This is a genomic window from Terriglobales bacterium (assembly GCA_035624475.1).
Lineage (GTDB): Bacteria > Acidobacteriota > Terriglobia > Terriglobales > Acidobacteriaceae > DASPRL01.
On sequence record DASPRL010000018.1, the window covers coordinates 1 to 15,814 of the forward strand.

The 15,814-nt window shown below is 67.5% G+C and carries 16 protein-coding genes; 8 read left to right on the forward strand and 8 right to left on the reverse strand.

The window, feature by feature from the left end; translation table 11 throughout:
* Positions 1 to 106 (reverse strand): elongation factor P (locus VEG08_01060; GenBank protein HXZ26567.1); only part of this gene is annotated, 106 nt, incomplete at its 3' end.
* A gap of 206 nt (positions 107 to 312) precedes the next feature.
* On the opposite strand from VEG08_01060, the gene VEG08_01065 reads away from it, so the two are divergent.
* Positions 313 to 603 (forward strand): YtxH domain-containing protein, encoded by a 291-nt coding sequence (locus VEG08_01065; protein ID HXZ26568.1) that lies wholly within the window; start codon positions 313 to 315, stop codon positions 601 to 603.
* Positions 604 to 701: 98 nt separating this feature from the next.
* Here the strand turns inward: VEG08_01065 and VEG08_01070 are convergent, their stop codons facing one another.
* The 6 genes from VEG08_01070 to trpE all read right to left on the reverse strand — a co-directional run bounded on the left by VEG08_01070 (position 702) and on the right by trpE (position 5,643).
* Positions 702 to 1,529 (reverse strand): energy transducer TonB, encoded by an 828-nt coding sequence (locus VEG08_01070; GenBank protein ID HXZ26569.1) that lies wholly within the window; start codon positions 1,527 to 1,529, stop codon positions 702 to 704.
* A 197-nt stretch (positions 1,530 to 1,726) separates the two neighbouring features.
* Entirely contained in the window at positions 1,727 to 2,653 is a 927-nt protein-coding gene (locus tag VEG08_01075) for a hypothetical protein (protein ID HXZ26570.1), read from the reverse strand.
* Between the two features lie 46 nt (positions 2,654 to 2,699).
* Positions 2,700 to 3,017: a PilZ domain-containing protein gene (locus tag VEG08_01080; protein HXZ26571.1), complete on the reverse strand. Its 318-nt coding sequence runs from the start codon at positions 3,015 to 3,017 to the stop codon at positions 2,700 to 2,702.
* 80 nt (positions 3,018 to 3,097) lie between these two features.
* Positions 3,098 to 3,673: an aminodeoxychorismate/anthranilate synthase component II gene (locus VEG08_01085; protein ID HXZ26572.1), complete on the reverse strand. Its 576-nt coding sequence runs from the start codon at positions 3,671 to 3,673 to the stop codon at positions 3,098 to 3,100.
* A gap of 38 nt (positions 3,674 to 3,711) precedes the next feature.
* The gene (locus VEG08_01090) at positions 3,712 to 4,071 is read right to left on the reverse strand and encodes a four helix bundle protein (protein HXZ26573.1); all 360 of its coding nucleotides are present in this window, start codon (positions 4,069 to 4,071) and stop codon (positions 3,712 to 3,714) included.
* 90 nt (positions 4,072 to 4,161) lie between these two features.
* Positions 4,162 to 5,643, reverse strand: a complete 1,482-nt coding sequence (gene trpE, locus VEG08_01095; protein ID HXZ26574.1) for an anthranilate synthase component I — start codon at positions 5,641 to 5,643, stop codon at positions 4,162 to 4,164.
* 193 nt (positions 5,644 to 5,836) lie between these two features.
* Between trpE and VEG08_01100 the strand changes: the two genes are divergently transcribed.
* The 6 genes from VEG08_01100 to amrA all read left to right on the forward strand — a co-directional run bounded on the left by VEG08_01100 (position 5,837) and on the right by amrA (position 12,764).
* On the forward strand, positions 5,837 to 6,271 hold the full coding sequence (locus VEG08_01100) for a transcriptional repressor (protein ID HXZ26575.1): 435 nt from the start codon (positions 5,837 to 5,839) through the stop codon (positions 6,269 to 6,271).
* Positions 6,272 to 6,409: 138 nt separating this feature from the next.
* Entirely contained in the window at positions 6,410 to 8,593 is a 2,184-nt protein-coding gene (gene katG / locus VEG08_01105) for a catalase/peroxidase HPI (GenBank protein HXZ26576.1), read from the forward strand.
* Between the two features lie 380 nt (positions 8,594 to 8,973).
* Positions 8,974 to 9,792 (forward strand): MBL fold metallo-hydrolase, encoded by an 819-nt coding sequence (locus VEG08_01110; GenBank protein ID HXZ26577.1) that lies wholly within the window; start codon positions 8,974 to 8,976, stop codon positions 9,790 to 9,792.
* Positions 9,793 to 9,965: 173 nt separating this feature from the next.
* Positions 9,966 to 11,231, forward strand: a complete 1,266-nt coding sequence (locus VEG08_01115; GenBank protein HXZ26578.1) for a Glu/Leu/Phe/Val dehydrogenase — start codon at positions 9,966 to 9,968, stop codon at positions 11,229 to 11,231.
* Positions 11,232 to 11,484: 253 nt separating this feature from the next.
* Positions 11,485 to 12,177, forward strand: a complete 693-nt coding sequence (pgsA, locus tag VEG08_01120) for a CDP-diacylglycerol--glycerol-3-phosphate 3-phosphatidyltransferase (protein HXZ26579.1) — start codon at positions 11,485 to 11,487, stop codon at positions 12,175 to 12,177.
* The gene (gene amrA, locus VEG08_01125; protein ID HXZ26580.1) at positions 12,177 to 12,764 is read left to right on the forward strand and encodes an AmmeMemoRadiSam system protein A; all 588 of its coding nucleotides are present in this window, start codon (positions 12,177 to 12,179) and stop codon (positions 12,762 to 12,764) included. Before pgsA ends, amrA begins: the two co-directional genes overlap by 1 nt.
* Positions 12,765 to 12,906: 142 nt before the next feature.
* Here the strand turns inward: amrA and VEG08_01130 are convergent, their stop codons facing one another.
* On the reverse strand, positions 12,907 to 14,430 hold the full coding sequence (locus VEG08_01130; GenBank protein ID HXZ26581.1) for an OmpA family protein: 1,524 nt from the start codon (positions 14,428 to 14,430) through the stop codon (positions 12,907 to 12,909).
* A gap of 275 nt (positions 14,431 to 14,705) precedes the next feature.
* Between VEG08_01130 and VEG08_01135 the strand changes: the two genes are divergently transcribed.
* Positions 14,706 to 15,814, forward strand: a 1,109-nt coding sequence (locus tag VEG08_01135; GenBank protein ID HXZ26582.1) for a type I 3-dehydroquinate dehydratase, incomplete at its 3' end; no start/stop codon positions are given.

Below are 15,814 nucleotides of genomic sequence, written 5' to 3' on the forward strand. Positions count from 1 at the left end.
CGCGCAGGTTGCCGGGAGTGCGGTGCTCCACCGAGAACACCGAGCACAGCTCGTTGTTGTGGCGGATGATCATGCCCGGGCGCAGTTGGGTGGCGGGAATTGCCATGAAGAACGTCTCTCCTACCAGGATTTGCCTCAGAAGACCCCGTCGGGGCCTGCCCGTTCCCCCGCTAGCCATAGGGGTCCGGGGCGGAAGGGCAACACGCCATTGTACACCATGGCCCACGCCCGGCCGGACGCGGCCGGGAGCGCGCTTTTCCGGGTTGGCGGCGCGCGGGGAAGGCGTACAATCGAGCCAGCGGAGGTGCACTCATGTTCAAGAGCTTTGGAGATTACCGGGCCTCGGACCGCAGCTCCGTCGGCACCGCCATCACCTTCCTGTTCATCGGGCTGGGTGCGGGCGCGCTGGCGGCCCTCCTGTTTGCGCCGCAATCGGGCAAGCAGACCCGGCGCCTGCTGAAACGCAAGTACGACGACGCGGTGGGCGACTTGGGCGAGCGCGCCGAGGAGTGGGTGGAGAAGGGCAGCGAGTGGGCCCGCGACGCCCGGGAAGCGGCGGAAGAGAAGATCGCCCCCCTGCGCAACCGCGTCAAGAACCTCTAGCCCGGGCGTCCCGCGCGCCGGGACCTCTGGCTTCCTCCCGAACTATGAAGGGGCGGCTGCCCGCCGCCCCTGGTCTTTTTTCCGACGATGGTCCGCGCTCAGTAGAGGTGGAAGTTGACCTCGATGGCCACCTGCACCGCGACCGGAGTGTTGTCCTTGAGGGCGGGCTCGAACTTCCAGCTCTTCACCGCCTCCAGCGCCTTCTCGTCCAGGCCCATGCCCAGAGAGCGACGCACCTGGGCGTCGTGGACGCGGCCGTCCGGCCCGATCACCACCCAAAGCACCACCGCGCCCTGGTACTTGGCCTTGCGCGCCTCTTCCGAATAGTCGGGATCGGGACCGTAGATCAGGCGCGGGGCGCTGACGCCTCCGCCCACGTGATAGACGCCGCCGCCGATGCCGCCGCCCCAGCCCGGTCCCACGCCGGGACCGCGTCCGGAGCCCACGCCGCCGCCCGAGCCCGAGCCGATGCCGCCGCCGGAGCCGGTGCCGTTGGAGGGCGGGCCCAGCACCCCGGTGAGCGGGTCGCCGTACTGCGTTCCCACCTGCGGCATCTTGATCTGCGGAGGCACCACCACGGTGGGCTCGACCGCGAGCGCGGGATTGAGATTGCGGATCACCGCCGCCGGCGGCGCGAGCTGCTCCCGGGAGAACTTGGGCAGGATGCCCTTGGAGGCGGCCAGCACGTCGCGGTCGCCGCCCCCGCCCCCGCCTCCCGCCTGGTCTTTGGCCGGGGAGAGCAGGTAGGGGCTGATGTCGGTGACTACGTTGGCCACGCGCTTCTGGATCTCCACCTTGTGGCTCCAGACGAACATGCTGGAGGCCAGGACCGTGGCCACCGCCAGGATGTGCAGCAGGAAGGAGAGCAGGAAGTTGGCAGGACGCGCCTGGTAGGTACCCAGGCCTCCCCCGAACAGCGTGGGCAAAAGGTCGGGCCGGGGCGAAGAACCCCGCGAATCAGGCCCGGCCGGGCCGGAAGTTAGTGCAGAGGCTGCCATGAAACTCCTGATTTTAATATGAAATCCGGAAAGCGGGTGTGGAAAATTGTATTCCCTCGCCCGCCTGACTCCCCAATGGACTCCTGCCGAGGTGATTTGGTTCCTTGCCGTCCGCTCGCGGCGGGCTAGTGGAAGATGCCCGTGAAGAAGGCGCTCACCCGCGCAAAGAAGCCCTTCTTGGCGGGCTTGGGCGGGGCGCTCTGCGCCGAGGCGGCGGGCGGCGCCGTGGGGGGAGGCAGCACGGCCGGAGGCGGCAGGTCGGGCTGGGGCAGCCGCGTCAGCCGCAGTTGCGCGACCACCGGGCTGGGCGCGGGGCCGGGCAGGTCCTCGGCGCGGAAGACGAAGGGGGCCTCCACCAGCACCTGCACCTCCCCAGGCTTGGGCTGGGGCAGCGCGGCGGTGGGGGCGGAGCCCACCGGCGGCGGGGGCGGCACCTCCGCCTTCAGGGTGGCGGGAGGAGGCGGGCAGCCGCAGGGCTGGCCGGCATCGCCGGCCTCGCTCACCCGGCCGTTGTGGAAGAAGACGGTCTGGCCGGGGCGGACCTGGTAGGTGCCGTCGCCCAGCAGTTCGGAGACGATGACCGAGGCGGTGTCGTTCTCCAGGGAGCGCACGCAGGCGTTGCCCGCGGAATCGGAGCTGACCGCGAAGTGGAAGGTGCCGGGCCCGGGCAGCAGGATGCGGAAGTCGGGAGTGAGGATGGAGTCGGCGGAAGCGGCCAGGGTGTAGTGGGCCTCGAGGGCGCCGGCGCTCAGTCCCAGCATGAGATCGCGGCCGCTGGCGGAAGCGGAGACCGAGACACTGGTGCCGGGGCAGACGCGCACCTCCCCACCGCGCGCCAGGCGCAGGCTCGCGGGCGCCGTCCCGGCGGTGACCGAGGAGCCGCTCAGCACCTGCGTCCCGCTGGAGGCCAGCACCACCGAGCCTTTCACGGTGGCGTCGGAGGCCACGACCTCGCCCACCGTCTGCTGGGCGGCGGCAGCGGCGGGCAGCAGCAGCGCGGCCAGCCCCAGCAGGGCGAGGCAGCGGCGGAAACTATGGCGGGGATACGGCATGGGCAACGACTCTACTCCAGCGCGGTCCTTGGGGACAACCGTAGGCTCAGCCTTCCTCGAGGAAATCGTATTGCTCGATGACGGCGGCCACCCCGACCTTGTCGTCCTCGCTCCGGACCCGCACCACCCGCGCCCGGCAGCGCACCTGCACGCTTTCCGTCATGGTCATCTCCGGCGGCAGGGTGAGGGTGAACTCGAAGCTGACTCCCTCCTGCAGTCCGGAGTCGAGCAGGAAGTAGACCCCGCGGGCGCTCACGTCGCGGGTCTCGGTGGCGCGGGCGGGCTGGCCGGCGGCCTCCAGCGCCAGAGGCAGGCTGAGGCTGAAGCGCCGCGCGTTGCGCCGTTCCTGCGAGCTTGGGGACATATTCCTCTCCGGGGAGGCGGTGACAGCATGGCGCGGCGGTGACCGCGTGTCAAGAAGCGATCGGCGTGCATCCGGCGGTCTTAGAGCGCGAGGAAGTTCTCCAGCAATCGCTTGCCGTGCTGGGTGAGCACGCTCTCCGGATGGAACTGCACGCCTTCGACGGGGAAGCGCCGGTGGCGCAGGCCCATGATCACGCTGGAGCCGTCGCGCTCGCGGGCGCGGGCGGAGATCTCCAATTCCTGGGGCAGGCCCTTCTCGGCGACCACCAGCGAGTGGTAGCGGGTGGCGGTGAAGGGCGAAGGCAGGCCGCGGAAGACCGCCTTGCCATCGTGCTCGATCTCGCTGGTCTTGCCGTGCATGACGTGGGCGGCGCGCACCACTTGGCCGCCGAAAGCCGCGCCGATGGCCTGGTGCCCCAGGCAGACGCCCAGGATGGGTACCTGGCCGGCCAGGCGGCGGATCAGCTCGATGCTGATGCCGGCTTCCTGCGGGGTGCAGGGGCCCGGGGAGAGCAGGACGCGCGCGGGCTTCAGCGCTTCGACCTCGTCCACCGTGACCTGGTCGTTGCGGCGGACTTCCACCTGCTGCCCCAGCTCGCCCAGATACTGGACCAGGTTGTAGGTGAAGGAATCGTAGTTGTCGAGGACGAAGACCATAGTCGCTAGTGGTCAGTGGCCAGTGGCCAGTGGCCAGTTCATGCTGCTAGAGAATCGACCAAGCCGTTCAAGATGCGACCGACTTCTCCCGCTGAAGCCAAGGGTTCGGAACTTCCCTTCTCGCTCAGATAATTGAGATTGCGAGCGATAAGGATCTGCGTCTCGAGCTCGAATAACGAGCCCTTCGCATGACCCAAGAACTGCTGGAACTCGCCCGTCGACCGACGTCCCTGACCTTCAGCGATGTTGCTCGGCACCGATACCGCGGATCTGCGAATCTGGCTGGTGAGGCCGTACATCTCTTTCCCTGGAAAGTCCTGAGTATGCCGGTACACGTCGGTCACAAGGGCCATCGCCTTCTGCCAGGCTATCAACTCTCGATATGATTTCAATTTCATGACGATCGTGCTCCTCTCCTGACCGGCCACTGACCACTGGCCACTGACCACTATTACAGGCCGTTTCTCGACACTTGTCACTGGCGGCGGCTACAAGCCTCCCCGCGCCAGTTCGACCGCGCGCAGCACCGCTTGGGCCTTGTTCACCGACTCCTGAAACTCGCTCCCGGGGTCGGAGTCGGCGACGATGCCGGCGCCCGCCTGCACCGAGGCGCGCTTGCCCTGCAGGAACAGGGTACGGATGGCGATGCAGGAATCCAGGTTGCCGGCGAAGTCGGCATAGAGCACGGAGCCTCCATAGAGGCCGCGGCGCACCGGCTCCAGTTCCTCGATGATCTCCATGGCGCGCACCTTGGGAGCGCCGGTGAGCGTGCCGGCGGGAAAGCAGGCGGCGAAGGCGTCCACCGGGTGCAGCCCGGGGCGCAGCCTGCCCTCGATGGCCGAGACCAGGTGCATGACGTGGGAGTAGCGCTCCACGTACATCAGGTCGCGCACCCGCACCGAGCCGTACTCGGAGACCCGGCCCAGGTCGTTGCGCCCCAGGTCCACCAGCATGACGTGCTCGGCGCGCTCCTTCTCGTCGGAGCGCAGCCGGGCCTCCAGGCGGCAGTCCTCCTCCTCATCGGCGCCGCGCGGCAGCGTGCCCGCGATGGGGTGGTACTCCAGCTTGCGCCCGCTCACCTTCACCAGCATCTCCGGGGAGGAGCCCAGCACGTGGGTGTCGCCCATCCGCAGGAAGTACAGGTACGGAGACGGGTTGACGGCGCGCAGAGCGCGGTAGATGTGGAAGGGGTCGACCCCGGGCTGGAAGTCCCAGCGCTGCGAGAGCACCGCCTGGAAGACGTCGCCGGCCATGATGTACTCCTTGGTGCGGCGGACGGCGGCGAGGAAGTCGCGAGGGCGGGTGACGGCGCGCACCTTGAGCTTGCCCTGGGCCGGGCGGCGGGCCGCCAGGATGTCGCGGGGACGCGCGCCCGCGGCCAGGCGCTTCTCGATGGCGGCGATGTCGGCGAGGGCGCGGGCGTAGGCGCGCTTCGGGGCTTCCTCCCTGACGTCGGCGGCGGCCACGATGTGGATCTGGTGGCGCAGGTGGTCGAAGGCCAGCAGGCGATCGAAGAACATCAGCACGCAGTCGGGGACGTCGAGGTCGCGGCGCGCGCGCTCCGGCAGCCGCTCCAGTTGCCGCACCACGTCGTAGGAGAAGAAGCCGACGGCGCCGGCGGTGAAGGGAGGCAGGCCGGGAACGGCGGCGGGGCGATGCTGCTCCAGCAGTTCGCGCAGGACGGCGAAGAGGCTGCCCGAGCGGCGCTCGCGCTTCTTGCCGCGCTCGAGCGTGATCTCCTGGCCGCGCGCGGTCAGCACCATGGAAGGGCGGGCGCCCAGGAAGGTGTAGCGGCCGATCTTCTCGCCGCCTTCCACCGATTCCAGCAGGAAAGCGTGGGACTCGCCCGCGGCCAGGCTGAGGAAGGCGGAGACGGGCGTGGCCAGGTCGGCGGTGATGGACTTGGCCACCGGCACCAGGGTGGCGCTCTGGGCCAAGCGCTCGAACTCGTCATAGTCGGGGCGCAGCATGAGGTCAGCCCGTCCCATGGGGCGGGGCCGGAACGGTTAGACTACACGATGCGCGAGAGGTTGCGCCTTTGCCGTGCCGGATCCAGATCGTGGACTACGACGCGCGCTGGCCGGAGCTGTACCGGCTTTCGCTGCCGGCAGCAGACCCAGGTGCGCCTTGACAATATCAATTTAGATATATTCTACTTTTCCCATGGACGCCGCGGCGATCCAACGGTCCCTGGAGGGCAGCGGATTGCGCTGCACGCCGCAGCGCTGCGCGGTGATGGCGTTCCTGATGGGATGCAAGCGGCATCCCACGGCGGCGGAGATCTTCGCCGCCGTGAATCGCGTGGCTCCGCGCTCTTCCCGGGCCACGACTTACAATAATCTGCGGGACCTGGTGCAGGCGGGTCTGGTGCGGGAGGTGGCGGTCGAGGGCCGCGCCGCACGCTTCGATGCCAAAGGCATGCGCCATCACCACTTCATCTGCGACCGCTGCGGCAAGGTCGAGGACGTGGAGTGGTACCAGGTTCCCCGGCCGGCTTCCGGTTCCCTCGGCAAACGGATCTTGCGGGAGTGCGAACTCATCTTCCGGGGGCTCTGCGCGAAGTGCTCTCCGCGGCGCGCTTCCCGTTCCGTGAGGTAGGCGTGCGGATGCCGGACTCATAGCGGGCGCCAGCCGGCGCGGCGGGTGGAGACTGCGCGAATCAGGAAGGACAGGATGGATTCGCAGTTCGTGACAGTTCTGAACTCAAATTTCGGCTGATCAGGAAGGAGAAATACCATGGCAACCGAGACCAAGTGCCCGGTCATGCACGGGACCACCAACGTCGGGATGAGGTCGAACAGCGACTGGTGGCCGAAGCAACTGAACCTCAGGATCCTGCGCCAGAACTCGCCCCAGTCCGATCCCATGGGCGAGGGCTTCCACTACGCCGACGAATTCAAGAAGCTCGACTTCCAAGGGCTGAAGAAGGACCTGCGCGCGCTGATGACGGCGAGCCAGGAGTGGTGGCCGGCGGACTTCGGCCATTACGGCGGGCTCTTCATCCGTATGGCGTGGCACGCCGCGGGCACCTACCGCATCGGCGACGGGCGCGGCGGCGCGGGCACCGGCCAACAGCGCTTCGCGCCGCTCAACTCCTGGCCGGACAACGCCAACCTCGACAAGGCGCGCCGCCTGCTGTGGCCGGTCAAGCAGAAGTACGGCCGCAAGATCTCCTGGGCCGACCTGATGATCCTGGCCGGCAACGTCGCGCTGGAGTCGATGGGCTTCCAGACCTTCGGCTTCGGCGGCGGGCGTCCCGACGTGTGGGAACCGGACGACGCCGTGTACTGGGGCAAAGAGGAAACCTGGCTCGGCGACAAGCGCTACAGCGGGGACCGCGACCTGGAAAATCCGCTGGCCGCGGTGCAGATGGGTCTCATCTACGTGAATCCGGAGGGTCCCAACGGCAAGCCGGACCCCCTGGCGGCGGCCAAGGACATCCGCGAAACCTTCCGCCGCATGGCCATGAACGACGAGGAGACGGTGGCGCTGATCGCCGGCGGCCACACCTTCGGCAAGACCCACGGCGCCGGCGATCCCAAGCTGGTCGGCCCCGAGCCGGAAGCCGCGCCCCTGGAAGAGATGGGCCTGGGCTGGAAGAGCCGGTATGGCGCCGGCAAAGGCAAGGACGCCATCACCGGCGGCCCGGAGGTCACCTGGACCAGGACGCCGACGAAGTGGAGCAACAACTTCTTCGAGAACCTGTTCGGCTACGAATGGGAGCTGACCAAGAGCCCGGCCGGCGCCTATCAGTTCCAAGCCAAGAACGGCGCCCAGCCGATCCCGGATGCCTTCGACCGGTCGAAGCATCACGCGCCCACCATGCTGGTCACCGACATCGCGTTGCGGACCGATCCGGCCTACCTGAAGATCTCGCGGCGCTTCCACGAGCATCCGGACGAGTTCGCCGACGCGTTTGCGCGGGCGTGGTTCAAGCTCACCCACCGGGACATGGGCCCGCGTTCCCGCTATCTCGGCCCCGAGGTCCCGGAGGAGGAGTTGATCTGGCAGGACCCGGTTCCGGCGGCCGCTCACAAGCGGATCGAGGTGAAGGACGTCACCGCTCTGAAGGCCAAGATCCTCAAGTCCGGCCTGTCGGTCTCGCAACTGGTCTCGACGGCCTGGGCGTCGGCGGCGACCTTCCGCGGCTCCGACAAGCGCGGCGGGGCCAACGGAGCGCGCATCCGTCTTGAGCCTCAGAAGGATTGGGAGGTCAACCAGCCGGCGCAACTGGCCAAGGTGCTGCGGACGCTGGAAGCCATCCAGAAGGAGTTCAACGGCTCGAAGGCCAACGGGAAGAAGAAGGTCTCGCTGGCCGACCTGATCGTTCTGGGCGGCGGTGCGGCGGTCGAGAAGGCCGCGAAGGCCGCCGGGCACGACGTGAAGGTCCCCTTCACGCCGGGGCGCACGGACGCGTCGCCGGAGCAGACCGACGTCGAGTCCTTCACCCATCTGGAGCCGGTCGCGGACGGCTTCCGCAACTACCAGAAGGCCCGGTTCAGCGTGTCCGCGGAGGAATTGCTGATCGACAAGGCACAACTCTTGACGCTGACGGCCCCGGAGATGACGGTCCTGGTCGGCGGCCTGCGCGTCCTGGGCGCCAACGCCGGGAAGTCCACGCACGGCGTCTTCACCAAGCGGCCGGAGACGCTGAGCAACGACTTCTTCGGCAACCTGCTCGACATGAGCACGGAATGGCAGCCGGCCAACGGCGCGGAGGGCGTCTACGAAGGGCGCGACCGCGCCACCGGCAAGGTCAAGTGGACCGGCACCCGGGTCGACCTGATCTTCGGTTCGAACTCCGAGCTGCGCGCCCTGGCGGAGGTCTATGCCTGCACGGACTCCAAGGAAAAGTTCGTGAAGGACTTCGTGGCGGCGTGGACCAAAGTGATGAACCTGGATCGCTTCGAGCTGGCCTGAGTCCGGAGGAGGGCGGTACCGGGTCACGAACCCACGGTCAGGGTGCGGTCTGGGCAGGTTGCACCCTGACCCCAGCCCACCCCTTTCCGGCCATTTTCCCGGCTGGGAGGGCGGGCGCGGGGCTCGCCGCGCGGCCGGGCGCGCGCAGGTTTGCTTCCCCTTCGTGAGGACGTATATACTTTGCCCAATTTCGCAGCCGACTCTCCCCGGCTGGTCCTCCACCGCGGCGCTGCATGGCCGGGCTGGGGATGGTCGCAGGCTCCATCGGACGCACCCCGGCCGGCCCGGGCGGATCCTGCCCGGCTGACGGCGCGCGCCCGAGCGAAGGCAGGCTCATGCCACCTCCCCGGAGGGAGGGGAGGGTGGCCGCGCGGAGGCGCATGCAGGTCAAATTCTGGGGGGTGCGAGGCTCCACCCCCACTCCACAGATCGAGAACCTGCGCTACGGGGGCAACACCTCCTGCGTGGAGGTGCGCATCAACGGCCAGCTCTACGTCTTCGACTGCGGCACCGGCTTCCGCGTGCTGGGCAAGCGCCTGGAAGAGGAGTTCCAGAAGAAGCCCATCTACGCCCACATCTTCATCTCGCACTTCCACTGGGACCACATCCAGGGCATCCCCTTCTTCACCCCGCTGTACAACAACCGCGACAATTACTTCTTCTTCCATTCGTCGAACCGGACGCGGGGGCTGCAGCGGGCCATCGAGGAGCAGATGGCCGACCCCTACTTTCCGGTGGACATGAGCGAGATGGCGGCGCACCGCAATTTTTATGACATCGAAGAAGACCGCATCTCCTTCGACGACTGCGTGATCCAGTCCATGTGGCTGAACCACCCGCAGGGCTGCCTGGGCTTCCGCATCGAGACCGAGAAAGGGGTGCTGGTGTACGCCACCGACAACGAGCCCGGCCACCCCGTCTTCGACAAGAACGTGCGCAAGCTGGCGCAGGGCGCGGACGTGCTCATCTACGACGCCCAGTACCTGCCCGACGAGTATGAAGCCAAGCGCCGGGGCTGGGGGCACAGCCACTGGCGGGAGGCGGTCAACATCGTCATGGAGAGCGGGGCCAAGGAGCTGGTGCTCTTCCACCACGACCCCGACCACAACGACGCTTGCATCGACAGCATCGTGAAGGCGGCCCGCGACCACTATCCCAAGGTGAGGGCGGCCAGCGAGGGGATGGAGATCCAACTGTAGTCAGGAGTTGGGAGTTAGTAGTTGGTGGCCTCCCCTCCCCCTAAGTGCCTCTCCCGGCTTGCCTTCCCTGGGGCCGTCTACATATACTTTGCCAACGTCCTAGACATTCATGCCGCCCTGGGAAGGCTCTCCTTGTGCCTGCGGGGCGGCGGGGTCCGACCGCCGGAGACGTCATGAAAACCATTTCCCTGGAACAGGAAATCAACCCCTGGGAAGCGCAAGCTGCGCGCTTCGACCTGGCGGCGCAGAAACTGAATCTGGACGAAGGACTGTGGAAGATCCTGCGCTACCCCACCCGCGAGATCATCGTGCACATCCCCATCGCCATGGACGACGGGCGCATCGAGGTGTTCACCGGCTTCCGGGTGCAGCACTCCATCGCGCGCGGGCCGGCCAAGGGCGGGGTGCGCTACTCCCCCGACGTCACCCTGGACGAGGTGCGGGCGCTGGCCTCCTGGATGACCTGGAAGTGCGCGGTGGTGAACATCCCCTTCGGCGGGGCCAAGGGCGGCGTGATCTGCGATCCCAAGAAGCTTTCCATGGCGGAGCTGGAGAAGATCACGCGCCGCTATACCGCCGAACTGATCGAGTTCATCGGGCCGGAGAAGGACGTGCCGGCCCCCGACATGAACACCAACGAGCAGGTCATGGCGTGGATGATGGACACCTACTCCATGCACATGCGGCAGACGGTGACCGCGGTGGTGACCGGCAAGCCCATCAACATGGGAGGCTCGCGGGGCCGGCGCGAGGCCACCGGGCGCGGGGTGATGATCGTGGCCGACGAGGCCCTGAAGAAGCTGGGCATGAACCGCGAGGAGACGCGGGTGATCGTGCAGGGCTTCGGCAACGTGGGCTCCAACACCGCCCGCCTGATGCAGGAGGCCGGCTACAAGGTGATCGGGCTGGCCGAGATCGACGGCGGCCTCTACAACAAGAAGGGCCTCGACATCAACGCCCTGCTGGAGTACCGGCAGCGCAACGGCACCGTGGTGGGCTTCCCCGGCGCCGAGAAGATGGACGAGCACGAGCTGCTGGTCAGCGATTGCGACCTCCTGATCCCGGCGGCCACCGAGAACGTGATCACCAGCCAGAACGCCGATCGGGTGAAGGCGCGCATCCTGGTGGAGGGGGCCAACGGCCCCACCACCGCCGCCGCCGACGACATCCTGGCGGAGAAGAAAGTCTTCGTCATCCCCGACATCCTGGCCAACGCCGGGGGCGTGACTGCCAGCTACTTCGAGTGGGTGCAGGACCGGCAGGGATACTTCTGGAAGGAGTCGGTGGTCATCGAGCAACTGGAGCACATCATGCGCTCCAGCTTCGAGGACGTGGTGCGCTACGCCGAGACCCACGGGGTGAACAACCGCATCGCGGCGTACATGCTGGCCATCGACCGGGTGGCCTACACCATCCGCCAGCGCGGCATCTACGCGTAAAGCCAGTACTCAGTACCCAGTACTCGGTTGGGCGGCGGTAGCTGGGTGGGGTCGTCCTGACTCCTGACGCCGCAGCCCGTACCCGCGCTTGCCTATCCACTATTCACGATCCACTGCTTTCATTGCTTTCCCCTTGCCCAGAAGCGCATAATTTGCGGGTGATGGGTGGTGTGGGCAGCCGTCTCGCCCCCAGCCTGTTCCTGGCTCGCCAGCTGCTGACCACGATCCACTATTCACCATCCACTGATTTTCCGTGAATCTGCCCAACTACATCACGCTGACCCGCATCGCGGCGGTGCCGCTGCTGATCTGGATCCTGCTGGCGGGGGGGCACTTCCAGGCCTTCCACGGAGAGCGGGAATTGGCGGCGGCGCTGGTGTTCGTGGCCGCCAGCATCACCGACGGCATCGACGGGTATTTGGCGCGCAAGCGCGGGCAGATCACCACCATGGGCATGCTGCTGGACCCGCTGGCCGACAAGCTGATGATCGCGGCCGCCTTCATCACCCTGGTGCAAGTGAATCCCTCGATCGTGCCGGCGTGGATCGCGGTGATCATCGTGGGGCGGGAGTTCCTGGTGAGCGGGCTGCGCTCCATCGCGGCCTCCGAGGGCTTCACCATCGAGGCCAGCGACCTGGGCAAGCTGAAGATGGTGGTGCAGATCGTGGCGGTGGTGGCCGCCATCCTCGACCATGCCTGGCACTTCTGGCCGCTGCCGGTGCCCGGCGACTACGTCTTCCCCGTGCACATGATCGCGCTGTTCGCCATCGGCTACACCGTGTTCCTGTCGCTGGGCTCGGCGGTGGACTACTTCGCCGCCTTCTGGGTGAAGATCGACAAGTCGGTGACCAAGCGGCGCAAGCGCCGCGCCTTCATTCTCAGCCGCCCCAAGAAGTTCGGGGTGGCGCCCGAGGAGCTGCCCACGCAACCGCCGCAGCAACGGTGATGGCCTCACCGCAACCCAATCCGCCCGCCGCCGTGGTGGTCCCCGAGTACTCGCCGGAAGAGCGGCGCCTGCTGCTGGAGTTGGCCCACCGGGCGGTGCGCGCCTCGCTCGAGGACCGGGAGATCGACCTCACCCCGCCTTCGGGCCACCTGGCGGAGCCCCGCGGCGCCTTCACCACCTGGCACCTGCGCGGGCAATTGCGCGGCTGCGTGGGCTACGTGCTGGCCCTCCATCCGCTCTACCGCACGGTGGCGGAGACCGCGGTGGCGGCCGCCTTTCACGACACCCGTTTCTACCCGGTGAGTGCGGAGGAGGTCGCGGAACTGGAGGCAGAGATCAGCGTGCTCTCTCCCCTGCGGCCCATCCGCCCGGAGGAGATCGAGATCGGGCGCCACGGCCTGGTGGTCGGGCTGGGGCGGCAGCGCGGCCTGCTCCTGCCCCAGGTCCCGGGGGAGTATGGCTGGAACGTCGAGACCTTTCTGGAGGAAACCTGCCACAAGGCCGGCCTGCCCGGCGACGCCTGGCGGCGCGGGGCGGCGATCGAAGGGTTCACCGCCGAGGTCTTCGGGGATGGAGACAGCCGTTAGTCGTTGGTCGTTGGTCGTTAGCCGTTAGCCCATCCGCGGAAATCCGGCGTGAATCCGCGGCGAAACTCCTGAGATCCGAAGCAAAGAAAATCGCCAGCGGTGGTTGCCGCTGGCGACTGGAGACTGGCGACAGGCGACGTCCCTAGGGCATGCTGGCGCCCGCGGGCACGATCCAGACCTCCGCCTTCATGCCGGCCTCGGTGGCGGTACGCGTCTCGATGCGCTTGGGGTCGATGCCCTTGGAGCGGGTGAGGTAGGCCTTGACGTTGTTGGCGCGGCGCGCGGCCAGGGTCTTGGCCTCCTTGGCATCGCGGAAGCCGATGACCACGGCGCTGGCGTCGGACTCGCGCTGCAGGCGCAGGGCGATGTCGTCGAGGATGGCCTTGGCCTTGTTGTCCACGTAGGCGGAGCCGCGCTTGAAGTTGATGTCGGCCAGCTTGGCGGCGGCCGGGGGCGCGGGGGCGGTTTCCACGTTGATGGTGTTGATGGCGCTGGCCGACAGGTTGCGGTCGTCGGTGGCGGTGGAGGTGACGGTGACGGCGCCGGGGCTGACGTTCTGGGTAGCCAGCACCGCGGTGTTGTCCCGTGGCGCGAGCTGCCCGCGGTCGGCGGTGAAGGTGTAGGTGAGCGGGCGGTCATCGGGGCTGGCGCCCTGGCAGGTGATGGTGGAACTCTCCCCCAGGTGCACGGTCGCCGGGCTGGCCACACAGGAGATGGTGGGCGGGTTCATGGGCGCCGGCGGCGGCGGCGGGGGGGGCGGCGGCAACTCCGTCAGCTCCACGTAGTCGCCCACCTGGACCGATTCCAGAGCGAAGGTCACCATGCCGGTGGAACTGGTGGGGGTGACACCCACGATGATCATCTGGCCCAGGGCCATGCGCGGCAGCTCCCCGCTGCGCGTGCTGGGGAAGGTGGGCGGGTGCTCCTGGGTGTCGGTGATCATGCTGGCCTTGTAGGAGAGGTAGTCGCCTTGGTCCTTGCGGGTGTCCGGATAGGTGCGGGTGATGGTGAAGTAGTCGCCCACCTTCACTCCCTTGTCGGCGCCGATGTTGAGGTAGACGCGGCCGTGGGTGCCCACCAGGTAGTCGAAGTCCTTGGCCATCACGATGCGCCCGCTCAGCTTGCCGTTGGGCGGGGCAAAACGATTGAAGGGGACCACCGGGGCGAAGGTGGGAATGGGTTTATCCACGAAGGGGATGGCCAGGTCGCCGGGATTGATGGCGTCGCAGGAGTAGGAGACCCAGGCGATCCCGGTATTGCCGCGAACGTCCACGATCTTCACCCGCCCCAGCTCGGCATAGGCCTGGCCCAGGCCGGCGATCTCCATGTGCTGTCCGGAATAGGCTTCGAAGCGGTTGGGGTCGTGCAGGTGGCGGACGATGCTGTATTCCGCGCCCGGCTGGAAGCCGCCGCCGGTCAGATAAACGTACTCGCGGCTGCCGTAGTAGGTCTCGTGGGGAGTGTCCCAGCCGGCGACCACGTAGGCGCTCTCGGGCACGGCTTGGTTGGTGATGAAGCCGGCACAATACACGTCGGAGTAGGTCGGCTGCTCCGCAGTCTCCACCAGATTGGTGGCAGCCACCTGGGCCGCCGGCGTCTGGGTGCTCGGCTGCTGGGCCATGGCCACGGCCGCCAGTGCTACAAGGACCAAACCGATCCGCTTCATGTTTCCTCCGGATTCCCCTGGCGCGGAGGCGGCGTAGGACCCGGAGCGACCCCGGGAAACCCAAGGCAGACCGGCTGCCCCCGTGCGCACAAAGACTCGACCGTCCAAAAGCGGGACGTTTCCGGTTGCAACGCTAGCAAAGCACCCTAAGTGGGTCAATGGCCTGATGTTAACCGGAAGGGTACCTAGGGGCAGGAAAGGGGCCCGGGCAGATTACTCCCCTGTTGCATCCCTTCTGGTGCATCGGTAGTATGAAGCCGCCCCCGAGGAGTGCAATGGCGAGCGTCTCCACATATACCCCTCGGCTTCTGCCCCTGCGCCTGCCCCGCCTGTGCGTCGCCGTAACCGCTCCCAGCGCCGCCGAGATGATCGAGAAGGCGGAGACGCTGGTGCGGGATAACCCCTTTATTGAGTTCAGGTTAGACTACCTGCGGCGGCCGGCGACCGCCTTCCAGCGCATCCGCCACTTCCTGGATTACCACCCCGAGGTGCTGGCCATCGCCACCTGCCGGCGGGCGGCGAATGGGGGGAAGTTCCGGGGCTCGGTGTCGGCGCAGGTTAACTTTCTAATCAAGGCCAGCGATGCCGGCTGCCAACTGGTGGACCTGGAGCTGCAGAGCGGGCTGAGGCTGGCGGCCCGGGATTTTGCCCGCATCCGCAGCCACGCCGCCCTCATCCTCTCCTTCCACGATTTCCGCGCCACCCGCAAGCTGGAGGAGACCTTCCAGCGCATGCAGGGGCTGCCCGCCGACTTCTACAAGATCGTCAGCACCGCCACCTGTCTCTACGACAACGTGCGCATGATGAAGTTCCTGGAGCAGAAGAGCGAGAAGCACTCCATGATCGGGCTGTGCATGGGGGAGCAGGGGATCATCAGCCGGGTGCTGGGAGTGCGGGCGGGCAGCGTCTTCACCTTCGCCGCCTTCGGTCCGGGGGAAGAGACCGCGCCCGGACAGGTGACGGCGCGCGAGCTGCGCGACACCTACCGCATCGGCCAGGTGGACGCGGCCACGCGCGTCTACGGGGTGGTGGGCGACCCGGTGGCGCATTCGCTTTCGCCCGCCATCATGAACGCGGGCTTCCGGCGGGAGAACGTCAATGCCGTCTACCTGGCGCTGCACGCCAAGAAGCTGGAAGACCTGCTGGCCTGCGTACGCGACATCCCCATCCACGGCCTCTCGGTCACCATGCCCTACAAGGAAGCCATCCTCAAGCACCTGGACAACTGCGAGCCGCTGGCGGAGAAGGTGGGGGCGTGCAACACCGTCATCCGCGGGCAGGACGGCAAGCTCTACGGCTTCAACACCGACGTGCAGGGGGTGATCCGGCCGCTGGAGCAGCGGCTGAGCATCACCGGGGCCAAGGTGCTGGTGCTGGGAGCGGG